We start from the raw sequence: 15,036 nt of genomic DNA on the forward strand, positions 1-15,036 counted from the left end.
TGATCAAACGGGTGAGCCATGGAACTACGAATCAACCAGAAGACCTATCAGGTCGATGCCGACGCCGATACGCCCCTGCTGTGGGTGATCCGCGATGATCTGGGCATGACCGGGACCAAGTACGGCTGCGGGCTTGCGCAGTGCGGCGCCTGCTCGGTGCTGGTGGACGGCAATGTGGTGCGCTCGTGCGTCACGCCGGTGGCTGGCGTGGTCGGTCGGGAGGTCACCACCATTGAGGCCATCGAAACCGATGAAGTGGGCAAGCGGGTCGTCTCGACCTGGGTCGATCTTCAGGTCGCCCAGTGCGGCTACTGCCAGTCCGGGCAGGTGATGGCTGCCACGGCACTGCTCAAACAAAACCCCAAGCCGAGCGACGCGCAGATCGAGACGGCGATGGTCAATCTGTGCCGCTGCGGCACTTACAACGCCATTCATGCCGCCGTGCATGAGCTTGCCGGCAAGGGAGAGGCATGATGAACGTTCCTATCGACCCTTCTCTGCAAGCATCAGCGCTGGCTCTGCACGATCCAGTCAATCTATCGCGCAGACGTTTCCTGACCGGTACCGCCGTGGGCGCACTGGTGCTCGGCTTCGGACTGCCGCTCGGTGCGACACGCGTGCAAGCTGCAGCAGCGACTGCGACTGCGACTGCCGAGCGCGGCACGCAGGTCCCGGCGTTTCTGGAAATCCGCCCGGACAATCGCGTGCGCCTGCTCTGCCCGTTCATGGAAGGCGGACAAGGTACGTTCACCGCCATGGCACAGATCGTCGGTGAAGAGCTGGATGCCGACCCGGCGACCTTCCTGGTTGAAGCCGCCCCGCCTGGCGAGGCCTATGTGGTCATGGACAACGGCATGCGCATCACAGGCGGCAGCATGTCGGTACGCATGAGTTACCCGGTCATGCGCCGCCTCGGCGCCCTTGCCCGCGCCATGCTGCTGCAGGCGGGCGCGCAGAAGCTCGGGGTGCCGGTGAGTGAATTGAGCACCGAGCCTGGCAAAGTGCTGCATGCCGTGTCGGGCCGCTCGCTGACGTATGGGGAGTTGGCCGAGCGTGCGATGGATCTGCCGGTTCCCGATCCTGCCTCTGTGCAACTGCGTGATCCGAGCCAGTTCCGCTGGATCGGCAAACCGGTCAAGCGCGTCGATGCCTACGACAAGTCCACGGGCAAGGCGCTCTACAGCATCGATCTGAAGGTCGACGGTATGCTGCACGCAGCCGTTCAACATGCCCCGCGCCTGGGTATGACAGTGGGCAACCTGCGCAACGAGGACCAGGTCAAGGCGATGAAAGGCGTGCATTCCGTGCATCGTCTTGCGGGTGCCGTGGCCGTGGTCGCCGAGCGCTGGTGGCACGCAAAACGTGCCGTCGAGGCGATTCAGGTCGACTGGCAAGAGCCAACGGGCAACAGCAACGTGCGGACGATGCCGGCCGACTTTTCCAGCGATGCCTGGCTCAAGCGACTCGCTGAAGAAAAAGCGCCCGCCAGAGATGATGAAAAACAAGGGGACGTTGCTTCGATTCTGGCGGGTGCCAAGACCCGAATCGACGCCACTTACCACAATCAATACCTGAACCACGGGCAACTGGAGCCGCCTTCTGCGCTGGCCAGATTCAATCCGGACGGCTCGCTGGAGGTCTGGCTGCCTAATCAGGCGCCGGACATGTTCCGTGCCGACATCGCCAAACGCACGGGCCTGGATCCGTCGCGCATCACCTTGCATTCACCGCTGCTGGGTGGATTCTTCGGTCGGCATTTCCTCTACGACTCAGCCAGTCCCTATCCGCAGGCGATCGCGCTGTCCAAGGCGGTTGGCCGCCCGGTCAAACTGATCTGGAGTCGAGAGGAAGAGTTCCTGCGTGACGTGCTCCGTCCCGTTGCAGCGGTGAATTTCCGCGCCGCGCTGGACAACGATGGCTGGCCGCTGGCAATCGAAGCAATCAGCGCCACCGAAGGACCGACCGAGGCCATCGCCGGCAAGCAGGGGGAAAAGCTCGACCCTACGGCGCTTGAAGGGTTGTCGGGCAAGTCCTACGCGATCCCCAACAAGCGCATCGCGCAGATCTACGTCAAAGGTCCGGCCATGTTGGGTTACTGGCGTTCGGTGGGCAATTCCCTCAACGATTTTTTCTATGAATCGTTCCTTGACGAACTCGCCGACAAGGGCGGCAAGGACCCGTTCGAACTGCGCCTGCATTTGCTGCGTGACAACAAACGGCTGACCACGCTGTTGCAGGCGGTAGGGGAACTGTCCGGAGGCTGGCAGCGCGGGCCGTTTACCGCTGAGGACGGCACCAAACGTGCCCGAGGCGTGGCAATGGCTTCGCCGTTCGGTACCCAGACGGCCGTGATCGCCGAGGTGTCCATCGAAAACGGCCAGGTCAAGGTGCACGACATCTGGCAGGCGATTGACCCGGGCAGCATCGTCAATCCGGCGATTGTCGAAGCTCAGGTCAATGGCGCCGTGGCGCTGGGGCTGTCGCAGACCCTGGTGGAGGAATCAGTGTGGGTGGATGGCAAGCCTCGGGCGCGCAACTACGACTTGTATCCGATCCTGCCACCTGCGCGGATGGCACGGGTGCACGTTCGTGTCGTCGAGAGCGGGGAAAAAATGGGCGGCATTGGCGAACCGCCGTTGCCCGCCGTTGCACCCGCCGTCGCCAATGCGGTGGCAACGCTAACCGGCCAGCGCGTTCGCAGCCTGCCCATGAGCCGACACACCTTCACCTGATCAGCGCCGGAGCGTCCATGAATGACAGCCGATTCGCAAGAACCGCTGGCTGGCTGGCAGTGCCGCGCCTGGATTCTCCTGGCGCCCACACCTACGTGACGCGCTGTGCCTCGTGCCACGGCCTGGACGGCAAGGGGCAATCGCAATGGATGCCGCCGCTGGCGGGGGCCACCTCTGCACTGGCCAAGGAGAGCGCCTCGGCGATCAACATCACCCTGAATGGCTCACAGCGTGTGGTGGCGGCCGGTGTGCCGACGATCTGGCACTGCTCGAAGCCCTCCACAGCCCGGCTTTCTATATCGGAGCCATCGGCTCACGGCGCAACAGCCAGCTACGCCGCGAACGCCTAATCGAACATTTTGGTGAGACTCAAGCGTCGCTTGAGCGTTTGCACGGACCGATCGGCCTCTACATTGGCAGCAAGACGCCTGCGGAAATCGCCGTCAGCGTGATGGCCGAGATCCTTGCCGCCAAGAATGGCGCCAGCCTTCCAAAAGCGTTTTCAATCGCCAGGGCCAAAGCGCGCGCTGAATGAGCCGCCCTTCTACACCGCGTCCACGTCATCGACCGGCAACGAAGCCAACATTTCAGCGCGGCACACCTCAAGGATCTCGTCTGCCAGCGCGCAATCATCCGGGCAGGCACGCGACAGGATAATCGCGCCGACGGCCCGCGACAGCAGGTCGATCATCTTCTTTCGCCCCTCACCCGCCTCGGCATCCGATCCCGCAGGATATTTTTCTCCCAGGGTTTGCAGGGTGTGTTCAATGCCTTCGGCAAACGTCGCTTTCACATCGTCCGACTGACGCGCTGCATCGCCACACAACGCGGCCATGGTGCAACCGCTGCCGCGTCCGTCCCGGTGCTCTCTCGTCACATAGACCTCGATGAAGCCCGGAACATCGAGTGCCTGGGCGCCTGTCAGCGATTTGCCAAGACTGCAGGCCGAGGCTTCGGCCATCAGGTCGGCCTTCGACCCGAAATGTTTGTAGAACCCTCCATGGGTGAAACCGGCAGCCGCCATGAGATCCGCCACACCGACGCCGTCAAAGCCGCGCTCACGGAACAGCTCAGAGGCCGTTTCAACGATGTGCTCTCGATTGGCCTGCGCCTGGGCCTTGGTCACTCTCACGTGCAATACCTCGTGTCCACTGGGAAATCCTGCGTCCAATCATACATAGATGCTGATCATAATCAAAACCGTTGACAGTTTAGATTTCGATCATCATCCTAATTGTACGCATCATCGATCTCCATCAACGGGCACGGAAGAAATACCAGATGAGCAACCAGAACCTGTTCACCCCCTACACCCTTGGCAGCCTCACGCTGTCGAACCGAGTCGTCCTCGCGCCGCTGACACGCAACCGCGCACGCCAAGACTTTGTCCCCAGCGAGTTCGCGGCCACCTACTACAGCCAACGCGCCAGCGCCGGCTTGCTGATCAGCGAAGCCACGCAGATTTCCCGGCAGGGCCAGGGCTATCAGGACACCCCCGGGATCTACACGCAGGCGCAGATAGACGGCTGGCGCGCAGTGACCGATGCCGTCCATGCCAAGGGCGGAAAAATCTTTCTGCAACTTTGGCATGTCGGCCGCGTGTCGCACGTTGATGTGCAAGAAAACGGCGTTGCGCCCGTGGCTCCTTCTGCGCTGCGCGCCGCCACCAAAGTGTTCGTCAACAACCGTTTTGAAGACGTCTCCGAGCCGCGCGCACTGGACATCAGCGAACTGCCGGGGATTGTTTCCGATTTCCGCCAGGCCGCGGCCAACGCGATCGCCGCCGGGTTCGATGGCGTGGAGATTCACGGTGCAAACGGCTACTTGCTGGATCAATTCCTCAAGGACAGCGCCAACGTACGCACCGATGCTTACGGCGGTTCGATTGAAAATCGTGCGCGCCTGCTGCTCGAAGTGACGACGGCCGTCATCAATGAAATCGGCGCGGATCGCACCGGTGTGCGCCTGTCGCCGGTGTCACCCGCCAATGGTGTTTCCAGCAGTGATCCGCAGGCGCAATTCGATTACGTCGTCGAGCAACTCGACGCCCTCGGCGTGGTTTACCTGCACGTGGTCGAAGGCGCGACCGGTGGCCCGCGCGATGTGGCGCCTTTCGATTTCGGCGCCCTGCGCCAGCGCTTCAAAAACACCTACATCGCCAACAACGGCTATGACCTGGACCTGGCGACTGCGAAGCTCGCCGAAGACCAGGCCGACCTGATCGCGTTCGGTCGCCCGTTTATTGGCAATCCGGATCTGGTGGAGCGCCTCAAACGTGGCGCGCCGCTGTCCGCCTTCAATCCCGCCACTCTCTATGGCGGCGGTGCGGCTGGCTACATCGACTACCCGACGCTGGCTGAATCGGGCGCCACAGCGAGCTGAACCCTCAGTGATCGCGCGTTCTGTTTCACACATCCTGAAAGAGAGTTAACCCATGAGCACTCACCCTACTGTTCTCATCACTGGCGCCTCCACCGGCATTGGTGCCATCTACGCCGAGCGCTTCGCGCAACGGGGCCACGATCTGGTACTGGTCGCTCGAGACCAGGCACGCCTGGACGCACTTGCGGCCCGCTTGCGCAGCGAACACGACGTCGCCGTCGATGTCATTGCGGCGGACCTGACCCAACTCGGCGATCTGACCACCGTTGAAAGCCGCCTGCGCGACGACGCCCGTATCGGCATCCTCGTCAATAACGCCGGCGCCGCGCTGTCCGGTCACTTCGTCGATCAAAGCACCGACAGCGTTGCGCAACTGGTCGCCCTCAACACCACGGCACTGGTACGGCTCGCCAGCGCCATCGCCCCACGCCTGGCCAAAGCAGGCGACGGTGCGATCATCAACATCGGCTCGGTGGTGGGCCTGGCGCCGGAGTTCGGCATGTCGGTCTACGGTGCGACCAAGGCATTTGTGCTGTTCCTTTCCCAGGGCCTGAGCCTGGAACTGTCGCCTCAGGGCGTCTACGTGCAGGCCGTGTTGCCCGCCGCCACCCGCACGGAGATCTGGGATCGCTCCGGCGTCGACATCAACACCTTGAACGACATCATGGAAGTGGACGATCTGGTGGATGCCGCACTGGTCGGTTTCGATCGTCGCGAACCCGTGACCATCCCGCCGCTGCAAGAAGCTGAACGCTGGGATGAACTGCAGGGCGCACGTCAGGGCCTGCTGGGACAAATCCGCCAGTCTGCGGTTGCCCAGCGCTACCAGACCCCACAGTGATCTTTTGGTAGCGAGCATTCGCGCCGGATTCGATGCAGGCGCAAGGCACTGCATCTAATCCGACCGCTGTCCGGAGTAGCAATGAATCCAACGCAGACAAATCCCCCTTCGGGTTCGCCGACGTCGTTCATCAACGCGGCGAACCAGTCGATCACGGCCAATGGCGTTCGCTTTGCCTATCGCGACACTGGCCCCGCAACTGGTGTACCTCTCGTACTGTTCAACCATTGGGGCGCAGTGCTGGACAACTTCGACCCCGCGATCATCGATGGCCTGGCACAAACCAGACGCGTCATTACCACCGACTATCGCGGCATCGGCGGCTCGGGTGGAACCGCACCACTGACCGTCGGCGAAATGGCTGACGATGCCATCCAGCTGATCCAGGCGCTGGGGTTGGAAACCGTTGATGTGCTCGGTTTCTCCCTCGGCGGCTTCGTCGCTCAGGACATCGCCCTGAAAGCGCCGGGCCTGGTGCGCCGGTTGATTCTGACCGGCACCGGGCCGGCCGGCGGCACCGGTATCGACAAGGTAGGCTCGGTGTCGTGGCCATTGATCCTCAAAGGCTTGCTGACCCTGCGCGATCCCAAGTTCTACCTGTTCTTCACTTCGACGCCCAATGGCCGGCGAGCCGCTTCGCAATATCTTCAGCGTCTGCAAGCACGCAAAAGAAATCGCGACAAAGGCCCGACGCCCAACGCTTTCCTGCGGCAGTTGAAAGCCATCACCGCGTGGGGCAAACAGGCGCCGCAAGCCCTCGGGCGCTTATGGACGCCGACACTGATCATCAACGGCGACAACGACATCATGGTGCCCAGCGTTAACTCGCTTGAGCTGGCCAAGCGTATCCCCAACGCACAACTGGTGATTTATGAGGATGCCGGGCACGGCGGCATTTTCCAGCATCACGCTGACTTTGTGGCCAAGGCACAGACGTTCCTCGATGCCTGACCACGCCACGCAGCAACACCGCAACGCGCTACCGGGCGTCTGGATCGCTACAGCGGGCTCCAGGCTGCCGAGTTGTCAGTAGACCTGACTGGTCGGCAACGGACGAAACGTTGATGATGTGGCCGCTCTTCTGCTGCTTCGTCACTGGCAGGGCCGCACCAATGCCGTAGAGGACCCCGCCAGCGGGTGATGCCTGACCGTTCAACAAGTTGCCTATGGAGGGGAACCATGCAAAGGGAAATTTGTTTCATCGCGTTGGCGGCTCTGCTCACGGCAGGCTGGCCAAATGCGTTTTCAGCGATGGCGTTTTTCAAGGACGTCTTTGCCAAGCGCAACGGGTTGGTCAGCAACACTAACTTGCCAGACTGATCGCCCATGACCTGAAGAAATGAACAGGATCGTGTGTCAGTTCAGCTGCGGGATGAGAAGTATGGGGCCGACGCCCAAGAGGTGTTTCGGCGCGAGCGGTACATGAAGAACCAGTACGGTGCGCCATGTACCAAGCTGCTCAAGCGCAGATTGCTCGACACATGGAAACATTCCGGGCAATCCGCCAAGACTTCCCGGATCAGTTCGAGGGGCTGTGCCGGATCCAGGACGACTTGGGCGAAGGCTCCTACCTGTTCCGCAACCGAACTACCAATGTGCGTTTCTCCCTGCGCGACCTCGGCGACGGCCCAGTGCGGTGAAACGAGAAGATCCCGGCCTGTTCGTTCTTTTGCGAGATGGCCGAAGCCGACATCGCAGACAACGCCTAACCCCTACCCCACACAAGAGCCTGCCGGTGTACGGCGGGCGGCAACATCAATTGTTCCTCTGCATCCATCCAATCAGCAACATAGTGCACCCTGAGACAAAAACACCAAAAGCCAAGTAACCGACACTCCGACCCCACAGTAGTTGGTTCAGGCAAACGCCGAGTCCAACTATTGCCATTGGAAGCCCGACGACGAACACGGTGTTTCGAAAAGCCCTTCGCATCACCACCCCCACTCAAAATCTGTTTGTTTAAACCATAGACCTGGTTGTAAACGGCGGGGAAGAATTCCTATGTCCAATCGCCGCGCGGCCCAGGTCGCGCCAATCCTCCCACGCTTCATTCGCGCCGGCGAGGCTTACGGTTACCTCGGCATGTGCCGGGATGATTCACCGCCTGGAAAAGCTCAGGCAGGAAAAGGTCTATGGTGTGCGTCAGGTGCGAACCTGGCGTGAGGCCGCCACCCGATTTTTGGTGGAGTTCAAGGACCAAGCCTCAATCGGCCTGTCCGCCTCGCACATCGAGCAGTTGGACCCGTACATCGGGGATCTGCCGATCACCCATATAGATGATGGAACCCTGGCTGCTTTCAAGCGGGACAGGCAGAAGCCGACGATGAACGAAAAGGGGAAGGTCAAACCAGGCGTCTCAAAACGGACGGTGAGCATCGCGTTACAGCGTGTCGTGCGGATCTTGAACCTGTGCCACAGGAAGTGGCGAGACGCACAGAAGCGGCCGTGGCTGGATAGCGTGCCGATGATCTCGATGCTGGAGGAAAAGAAGTCGAGCAGGAAGCCCTACCCCATGTCATGGGCGGAGCAGTCGATGCTGTTTTCGGAGATTCCTGATCACCTGTTGAGAATGTCGCTCTACAAGGTGAACACGGGTTGCCGGGAGCAGGAAGTCTGCAAGCTTCAATGGGATTGGGAAATCCGAGTGCCGGAGCTTGGAGCAAGTGTGTTCCTAATCCCGGCTGACTTCGGCGGGAGAAATGAAAAATCTGGTGTGAAGAACGGTGACGAAAGGTTGGTGGTGCTGAACAAGGTGGCGATGTCTGTCATCGATGGTCAGCGCGGCCTGCATTCGAAGTATGTCTTCCCGTACAAGCAGCCGGACGAGCGCGGTCCGCCCCCAATGCACCGGATGAATGACACAGCGTGGAAGAAGGCCAGGGTGAGAGCGGCGGCGAAGTGGGAAATGGAACACAAATCACCGGCACACCATGGGTTCAGATCGATCAGAGTTCACGACCTCAAGCACACCTTCGGCAGAAGGCTTCGTGCAGCGGGCGTGACACTGGAAGATCGGAAGGCGCTCTTGGGGTACAAGAATGGCAGCGTTACGAGCCACTATTCTACAGCAGAGCTTGAGCAGTTGATTGTGGAGGCAAACAAAGTGTCAGCGACGGATTCACGCGGGCCGGCTCTGACCATTCTGAGGAGGAAAACAGGATGAACCCCCGCAAAACTCCCTGCGCATGAAAAAGCCCAACCTGAAAAGATTGGGCTAAGTCATTGAAAAATATGGTCGGGACGGAGTGATTCGAACACTCGACCCCTAGCCCCCCATCTCCTTTTTCATACTTCTTGAAAGACTCCGAAATTTCACTCTGGATTTTTCTAAGCTAGTATTTACTTGAGCTCCAGCGGTGTTCTGCTCTACGAGAGTCCAGTAACGTCCATCAAGAGCCGACGTTTTTGTGGGGGTAAAAGTAGGGGGAGTCCATTTCATGGCCAAAATCACCATCAAAGAACTCGAGTCGCTGACCGCCAATGATGCCGGCCGGATCCTCCGGGAGGATGGCAATCTCGCGGGTCGAATTTCCCTGCGTAAGGACGGCGTGTCGGTCAGCTTTTTCTATCGCTATCGGTGGGGCGACCAGAACAAAGAATACGCCTGCGGGTCCTGGCCACGCAAATCCCTGACGGACATCCGCAAGGCCCGCAACCAGGCTAGGGCGCTCATCGATGAGCAGATCAATCCCAACGAGCAGAAGAAAACCGCCAAGGCACAGGCATACGCCGCAGCTAACGTAGAGGCCGAACATGCAATAACGACGAAGGTGCAAACGCTGACCGTCCAGGATCTGGCCAGCGCCTGGCTGTTGGATGGCGTCGCGCGCAAAGACGGCAATGCCGAGTTGCAGCGCCGTTTTAACAAGGACCTATTCCCGGCACTTGGCAGGACCGCGGTGAACAATGTTTCCGAACACGATGTTCGGGCGCTGATCCGGGCCGTGATCAACCGCGGCGCTCACCGGCAAGCCATCAGTTTCTTCGCCGACCTCACTCAGATGTTCAGCTGGGCTAGAAAGCGCCAACCTTGGCGGGCGTTACTGGTTGAGGGTGATCCGACTGAGCTGGTCGACATCTCCCCCCTGATCCCTGCCGACTACGAAGCGGAAAGAAGCCGGATCCTTTCCCCGGCTGAGCTGTTGGAACTGCACACCCGCTTCCAGCAAATGACTGCCGATTACGACGCCCTCCCCGCGGGCCAAAAATACGACGGCATTCGACCGCTAAAGAAGGAAACACAGCTTGCGCTCTGGATCAGCCTGGGCACCTTGTGCCGGATTGGCGAGTTGCTGCAGGCCGAATGGAAAAATGTCGATCTAGACCAGCAGACCTGGTTCCTCCCCAGCGAAAATGTCAAAGGCACCCGTGGCAAAAAACAAGACCACCATGTCTTCCTCTCCCCCTTCGCCCTGCATTTCTTTCAGGAACTCAAAATCCTGACGGGCGACTCGCAATGGTGCTTTCCCAGCAAGCAGGATGATGGGCATGTGGACGTAAAGGTGGTGAGTAAACAGGTCGGTGATCGCCAGGCTCGGTTCAAAAACCGCAAGGCCCTCTCCAGACGGTGCCATGACGATACCCTGGTCCTTGCCGACGGCCAAAACGGCGACTGGACTCCGCATGACCTGCGCCGTACGGGGGCGACCATGATGCAAGCCTTAGGCGTTAGCTTGGATGTCATCGATCGCTGCCAAAACCATGTGCTGGCCGGCTCTCGGGTGAGGCGCCATTACCTGCATCACGACTATGCCGACGAGAAGAAAAACGCCTGGAACCTGCTGGGCGATCGACTCAGTGCGGTGCTGTCCTCGACCTACGAGCACACGCCAAACGAGTCGAAGTTGTCTTTTCCAGCGTACGCGGCGACATAGACGCGAACACCCTCATAGGGTTGTTGCACCCAGCGCTCTCAGGAACTTAACATCCGCGACAACCGGCGTTGTGACCTTAAATTCGCGATGAGCAAAGGTGACCGACTGCATGTACACATTCGTGAGCTTCACCGTTGCGGAACTGTTCGAAAAAGTATGGCAAACACCCATGAGCTTTCATTCTGCTTTTCCTAGGGAAACCTTCGAACCTCGAACTCTCCGCACTCAGTATGTTGGCGCTGATGCGATATTGACCCAGGGGGCCGGAAATAATTGACCCTACCGAATACTTAGTAAACGATGTCTTTGCGCGGGATCTCAGAGACCGAATTTAGGTCAGTCAAAATCAGCAGCCGGAACTCATTAACCCACCGAGTACTCAGCAGACAATGGTCATGCGTGGGATTTCAGAACCGCCATATGGGTCAGTCAAAATCAGCAGCCTGGGTCAAAGTCATGTCAGCGCCAACAGCTTGCCGCCAGCCAGCTTTGCGAAGGCCTACCCATTCATCTTGTTATGGTTAGTGTTGACTCGGAAGGAAATCGAGAGGCGCTGGAAAAAGCCAGAAGCATGCTTCTCTCATCAGGCTTCGTAGTCCATGCAGAGATCCGACAAGGAGACGTTGAGTCGGCTCTGCACGGTTATCAAGCAGAGCACGGCATTGATTTGCTGGTCATGGGTGCCTATGGGCACTCACGCATCAGGCAGTTTTTGGTAGGCAGTACGACCACAACGATGCTGCGAACAGCCACTCTACCCGTATTGCTGCTTCGCTGAGCCAGTTCCACTGGCCACGGTATTTCCAGAACTGCGGAAATGCCATGGCCACCCTGGACGATGACTAGCTGATCTTGCCGTAACGAGACCACATGCAACTCATAACCGAAATTGTTCACCCCGAGCTGAAATCCAAACAGGGCAGAGTATTCCGTCGACATGCAGCACGCGGCATCGTGATGCGGGATGAACAGATCCTGTTGCTGTTCACCGAGCGCTATAACGATTTCAGCTTTCCTGGAGGCGGCCTTGATGGTGACGAGGACATTGTCACAGGCCTGAAGCGTGAGCTTGAGGAAGAGACTGGTGCTCGTGAAATACAGGTGCTCCAGCACTACGGTTACATCGAGGAGTACCGGCCCTACTGGAAACCAGAATATGACCTGATGCACATGACCTCGCATTTTTATCAATGCGAAGTAGCGCCCGAACTAAAGTCCGTGAGAATGGAAAGCCACGAGATCGCTAATGGTATGCGGCCTGTCTGGATCAACCTGTATGAGGCCATATCGCACAACGAAGCAGTGATGCAGCGTCAGGAGTCATCGATGGGGCAGTCAATTCAGCGCGAAACGTTCATGCTGAAAAAAGTCGCGTCCGAGTTGATGCCGCCAATCAGCCTTTGAGGGGCTATCTCAGCAGCTTGTGGCGTAAAGCACGATGACCTCACTTCGCGAGACGATGTTCCGGCCACAGGATTTCTGTCAGGGAGAAACTCCGTGGCCGGCTCGCTTACGCTTATTTAGAAACCGTGGCGGCGACAATGGCGGGCGCAGCGTTGCGTCGCAAAATCAGGACTCCACCGATTGCAGCCAAGGTCGAACCGATCAACACACCGACTTTTACCTCGTCAATCAGGTGAGCTGATCCAGCAAACGCCAGGTTTCCGATGAATAGGCTCATGGTGAAGCCGATGCCACACAAGAGCGCAACGCCGTAAAGCTGTGCCCAATTGCTGCCTTCCGGCAGTTTGGCCAAGCCCATACGAATGGCCAAAGCAGCCAATAGGAAAATGCCGACCTGCTTGCCCAGCAACAGCCCCAGAGCTACACCCAGCGGAACCGGATCGACCAGGTTTTCCATGGAAATACCGGACAGTGAAACCCCCGCATTGGCGAAGCCAAAAATCGGCACCACAGCGAACGCTACCCACATATGCAGCTTTTCCTCTAGGAATAGCAGTGGAGACCGGGCTTCCTCTTCAGGCTTGCCCATTGGGATGCACAGCGCTACAGCCACACCCGCAAGGGTGGCATGCACTCCCGATTGCAGCACGAAGAACCACAGCACACCGCCGACCAGCAAATATGGGAGCAATCGTCTGACGCCCAGTCGATTCATTGCAATCAGAATGACCAGAGTTGCGAGCGATGCCAGCAACATCGGCATGGAAAGACCAGTGGTGTAGAAAAAGGCAATTATGACCACAGCCCCCAGGTCGTCAATGATCGCCAAGGCAGCGAGGAAGACCTTCAGCGACGTAGGAACTCGCTTCCCCAGCAACGACAAGACGCCCAAGGCGAATGCGATGTCGGTAGCGGCTGGGATAGCCCACCCCTTCAAAGTCTCAGAATTACCCCAGTTGACTGCGATGTAGATCAGCGCAGGGATAACCATACCGCCAATGGCGCCAAAGCCTGGAAGTGCACGTTGGCCCCATGTAGATAGCCCGCCCGCTAGGACTTCTCTTTTGATCTCTAATCCGACCATCAAGAAGAAAATTGCCATCAGGCCGTCATTGACCCAATGCTCAACCGACAAGCCTAACCAGACGCTGTGCAGTGCAGAGAAGTAGCTTTGGGAAAGAGGCGAATTAGCCACAATCAACGCCGCTAGGGCGGCGCCCATCAAGACAAGACCGCCGGCGGACTCCGACGACAGGAAACGAGCCAAAATTGCAGCCGCTCTAGGAGTTTCCACGGGGATCTTATGGTCTTTCATCACTGTCCTTGCACTTAAAACCAGACTGAGTATTTTAACAGCCGCGCCATATCTTTAACGACTCAGCAAACAATCTGAAACAGTTGTAGCGAAGGGCTAGGAACGTTTCTTTCCTCGATAGATGCGGTAGTCCGGGTGTATTGACGTGCAAAATTAAAGACCGAAAACTCAGGGTTGGGGCAATCAATGGCGCCGAAGGAAAGAAGAGCAAAACCCGCTGTCTTCACTAGCGGCGCTGTAATTGGAGCCTTAGGTGGTCTGATCGGGTTGGGCGGTGCTGAGTTCAGGCTGCCTTTGCTCATTGGCCTGTTTGGATTTGGCGCCTTGGAGGCAATCATCCTCAACAAGGCAATGAGCTTGGTGGTGGTCGCCTCAGCCTTACCGTTCCGCGCTTTCAGTGTCCCCTATGCACAGGTTTTCGAGCGTTGGGACATCATTGTTACGCTGCTAACGGGAAGCCTCGTCGGCGCATGGCTCGGAGCTGGATGGGCTACCCAGCTCAAAAGTAAAACGCTATACCGCGTTCTGGCTGTCCTGCTTGTTGGTATCGCCGTAGCCTTGCTGCTCGGACATGAGGCGAGCACCTCGGGTATCCCGTTGTTTCATGGAGTAGCCCTGGCTATCACGGGAATCGCGGCAGGGTTCGGAATAGGCGTGGTTGCTGCTTTGATGGGGGTCGCAGGTGGTGAGCTTTTAATACCGACAATCGTTCTGCTGTTTGGGGCTGACGTTAAACTCGCTGGCAGTCTCTCCCTTGCTGTGAGCCTGCCTACGATGATCGTAGGGTTTACACGCTACAGTCGTGACCAGAGCTTTTCCATCATACGAGCTCAACGCCCCTTCATTCTTATAATGGCTGTCGGCTCTATCTTGGGGACTTTCATTGGAGGTCAGTTGCTCGGGCTGATTCCGACAACATATTTGCTTCCCTTGCTCGCAGCCATCCTTCTCGTCTCCTCTGTAAAGGTTTGGCGTCATGGCTAACTTCTGTCAGGGCTTCTTGGCGATGACTAATAGGCCAGCGATGATGAGACCGGCCCCGGCAATCATGCGCAGAGTGATAACTTCTCGAAGCACCAGTCCGGCTAGCAACATCGCAACGACTACGCTGCCCTTGTCGATCAATGCAACCGTGGCAACATCCCCTACCTTTAGCGCCTTGTAATAAAAAATCCAGGATAATGCTGTGGTGACACCTGACAGCCCAAGCCAGGACAGGTTTCGGCTAGTGACGCTCGCAACCTCATGCGTAGGAACGGCCCAAGCAGCGAATATAAGGACGAAAGCACACACAAATAGCGTGCGGATTGTCAGACCGAGTTCGCCTGAAATCCCGGCGAGTCCCATCTTGGCAATTACAGAAGTGAACCCGGCAAAAAACATTGAGACAAAGGCATACGCCATCCATTTTTCCATGCGCACAATTCACCTAAGCAGTTGATGAGTAGGGCCGCTGAGGTGGGGATTATCCCCACCTCAGCGCTGTAG

13 protein-coding genes and 4 pseudogenes are annotated in these 15,036 nt (G+C 58.4%); 14 read left to right on the forward strand and 3 right to left on the reverse strand.

The genetic code is table 11. The annotated features are described in order from the left end of the window. Nucleotides 1–18 precede the first annotated feature (18 nt). From ACRESJ_RS29060 to ACRESJ_RS29075, 4 genes and pseudogenes are all read left to right on the forward strand, one after another. On the forward strand, nucleotides 19–474 hold the full coding sequence (locus tag ACRESJ_RS29060) for a (2Fe-2S)-binding protein (protein WP_431760954.1): 456 nt from the start codon (nucleotides 19–21) through the stop codon (nucleotides 472–474). After that, nucleotides 474–2,732, forward strand: coding sequence for a molybdopterin cofactor-binding domain-containing protein (locus ACRESJ_RS29065; RefSeq protein WP_431760955.1), 2,259 nt, complete (start codon nucleotides 474–476; stop codon nucleotides 2,730–2,732). Before ACRESJ_RS29060 ends, ACRESJ_RS29065 begins: the two co-directional genes overlap by 1 nt. A gap of 56 nt (nucleotides 2,733–2,788) precedes the next feature. Next, a pseudogene (locus ACRESJ_RS29070) lies at nucleotides 2,789–2,986 on the forward strand (c-type cytochrome); the annotation flags it as partial. Continuing rightward, nucleotides 2,986–3,267 (forward strand): annotated as a pseudogene (locus tag ACRESJ_RS29075) (XdhC family protein); the annotation flags it as partial. The pseudogenes ACRESJ_RS29070 and ACRESJ_RS29075, both read left to right, overlap by 1 nt. A 9-nt stretch (nucleotides 3,268–3,276) precedes the next feature. Here ACRESJ_RS29075 and ACRESJ_RS29080 read toward each other — a convergent pair. Next, nucleotides 3,277–3,864, reverse strand: coding sequence for a TetR/AcrR family transcriptional regulator (locus ACRESJ_RS29080; RefSeq protein WP_431760956.1), 588 nt, complete (start codon nucleotides 3,862–3,864; stop codon nucleotides 3,277–3,279). 149 nt (nucleotides 3,865–4,013) lie between these two features. On the opposite strand from ACRESJ_RS29080, the gene ACRESJ_RS29085 reads away from it, so the two are divergent. The 9 genes and pseudogenes from ACRESJ_RS29085 to ACRESJ_RS29125 all read left to right on the forward strand — a co-directional run bounded on the left by ACRESJ_RS29085 (nucleotide 4,014) and on the right by ACRESJ_RS29125 (nucleotide 12,233). Then, entirely contained in the window at nucleotides 4,014–5,114 is a 1,101-nt protein-coding gene (locus tag ACRESJ_RS29085; RefSeq protein WP_431760957.1) for an alkene reductase, read from the forward strand. A 52-nt stretch (nucleotides 5,115–5,166) separates the two neighbouring features. Further along, entirely contained in the window at nucleotides 5,167–5,955 is a 789-nt protein-coding gene (locus ACRESJ_RS29090; protein ID WP_431760958.1) for an SDR family NAD(P)-dependent oxidoreductase, read from the forward strand. A gap of 81 nt (nucleotides 5,956–6,036) precedes the next feature. Then, on the forward strand, nucleotides 6,037–6,906 hold the full coding sequence (locus tag ACRESJ_RS29095) for an alpha/beta fold hydrolase (RefSeq protein ID WP_431760959.1): 870 nt from the start codon (nucleotides 6,037–6,039) through the stop codon (nucleotides 6,904–6,906). Between the two features lie 228 nt (nucleotides 6,907–7,134). Beyond that, entirely contained in the window at nucleotides 7,135–7,275 is a 141-nt protein-coding gene (locus ACRESJ_RS29100) for a hypothetical protein (RefSeq protein WP_431760960.1), read from the forward strand. Nucleotides 7,276–7,400: 125 nt separating this feature from the next. Next, the gene (locus tag ACRESJ_RS29105) at nucleotides 7,401–7,595 is read left to right on the forward strand and encodes a hypothetical protein (protein ID WP_431760961.1); all 195 of its coding nucleotides are present in this window, start codon (nucleotides 7,401–7,403) and stop codon (nucleotides 7,593–7,595) included. Between the two features lie 452 nt (nucleotides 7,596–8,047). Beyond that, nucleotides 8,048–9,118, forward strand: a pseudogene (locus ACRESJ_RS29110) (tyrosine-type recombinase/integrase); the annotation flags it as partial. A 274-nt stretch (nucleotides 9,119–9,392) separates the two neighbouring features. After that, nucleotides 9,393–10,829 carry a tyrosine-type recombinase/integrase gene (locus ACRESJ_RS29115; protein WP_431760962.1) on the forward strand — a complete coding sequence of 479 codons (1,437 nt, stop codon included), beginning with the start codon at nucleotides 9,393–9,395 and terminating at the stop codon, nucleotides 10,827–10,829. Nucleotides 10,830–11,295: 466 nt separating this feature from the next. After that, nucleotides 11,296–11,607: pseudogene (locus tag ACRESJ_RS29120) on the forward strand (universal stress protein); the annotation flags it as partial. A 92-nt stretch (nucleotides 11,608–11,699) separates the two neighbouring features. Then, nucleotides 11,700–12,233 carry an NUDIX hydrolase gene (locus ACRESJ_RS29125; protein WP_431760963.1) on the forward strand — a complete coding sequence of 178 codons (534 nt, stop codon included), beginning with the start codon at nucleotides 11,700–11,702 and terminating at the stop codon, nucleotides 12,231–12,233. A 112-nt stretch (nucleotides 12,234–12,345) separates the two neighbouring features. Here ACRESJ_RS29125 and nhaA read toward each other — a convergent pair whose 3' ends face one another. Continuing rightward, nucleotides 12,346–13,548 carry a Na+/H+ antiporter NhaA gene (nhaA, locus tag ACRESJ_RS29130; protein ID WP_431760964.1) on the reverse strand — a complete coding sequence of 401 codons (1,203 nt, stop codon included), beginning with the start codon at nucleotides 13,546–13,548 and terminating at the stop codon, nucleotides 12,346–12,348. 186 nt (nucleotides 13,549–13,734) lie between these two features. Here nhaA and ACRESJ_RS29135 point away from each other — a divergent pair, with 186 nt between their 5' ends. After that, nucleotides 13,735–14,532, forward strand: a complete 798-nt coding sequence (locus tag ACRESJ_RS29135) for a sulfite exporter TauE/SafE family protein (RefSeq protein WP_431760965.1) — start codon at nucleotides 13,735–13,737, stop codon at nucleotides 14,530–14,532. Nucleotides 14,533–14,538: 6 nt separating this feature from the next. Here the strand turns inward: ACRESJ_RS29135 and ACRESJ_RS29140 are convergent, their stop codons facing one another. Beyond that, nucleotides 14,539–14,964 (reverse strand): EamA family transporter, encoded by a 426-nt coding sequence (locus tag ACRESJ_RS29140; protein WP_086793482.1) that lies wholly within the window; start codon nucleotides 14,962–14,964, stop codon nucleotides 14,539–14,541. Between the last annotated feature and the right edge of the window lie 72 nt (nucleotides 14,965–15,036).

Source organism: Pseudomonas sp., from assembly GCF_050739655.1.
Classification (GTDB): Bacteria; Pseudomonadota; Gammaproteobacteria; order Pseudomonadales; family Pseudomonadaceae; genus Aquipseudomonas.

Excerpts from the sequence above, each read along its gene's own strand:
- ACRESJ_RS29140 (WP_086793482.1), bottom strand. The coding sequence starts at position 14,964 with ATGGAAAAATGGATGGCGTATGCCTTTGTCTCAATGTTTTTTGCCGGG.
- ACRESJ_RS29065 (WP_431760955.1), top strand. The coding sequence starts at position 474 with ATGAACGTTCCTATCGACCCTTCTCTGCAAGCATCAGCGCTGGCTCTG.
- ACRESJ_RS29060 (WP_431760954.1), top strand. The coding sequence starts at position 19 with ATGGAACTACGAATCAACCAGAAGACCTATCAGGTCGATGCCGACGCC.
- ACRESJ_RS29100 (WP_431760960.1), top strand. The coding sequence starts at position 7,135 with ATGCAAAGGGAAATTTGTTTCATCGCGTTGGCGGCTCTGCTCACGGCA.
- ACRESJ_RS29135 (WP_431760965.1), top strand. The coding sequence starts at position 13,735 with ATGGCGCCGAAGGAAAGAAGAGCAAAACCCGCTGTCTTCACTAGCGGC.
- ACRESJ_RS29085 (WP_431760957.1), top strand. The coding sequence starts at position 4,014 with ATGAGCAACCAGAACCTGTTCACCCCCTACACCCTTGGCAGCCTCACG.
- nhaA (WP_431760964.1), bottom strand. The coding sequence starts at position 13,548 with ATGAAAGACCATAAGATCCCCGTGGAAACTCCTAGAGCGGCTGCAATT.
- ACRESJ_RS29090 (WP_431760958.1), top strand. The coding sequence starts at position 5,167 with ATGAGCACTCACCCTACTGTTCTCATCACTGGCGCCTCCACCGGCATT.
- ACRESJ_RS29095 (WP_431760959.1), top strand. The coding sequence starts at position 6,037 with ATGAATCCAACGCAGACAAATCCCCCTTCGGGTTCGCCGACGTCGTTC.
- ACRESJ_RS29105 (WP_431760961.1), top strand. The coding sequence starts at position 7,401 with ATGTACCAAGCTGCTCAAGCGCAGATTGCTCGACACATGGAAACATTC.
- ACRESJ_RS29115 (WP_431760962.1), top strand. The coding sequence starts at position 9,393 with ATGGCCAAAATCACCATCAAAGAACTCGAGTCGCTGACCGCCAATGAT.
- ACRESJ_RS29125 (WP_431760963.1), top strand. The coding sequence starts at position 11,700 with ATGCAACTCATAACCGAAATTGTTCACCCCGAGCTGAAATCCAAACAG.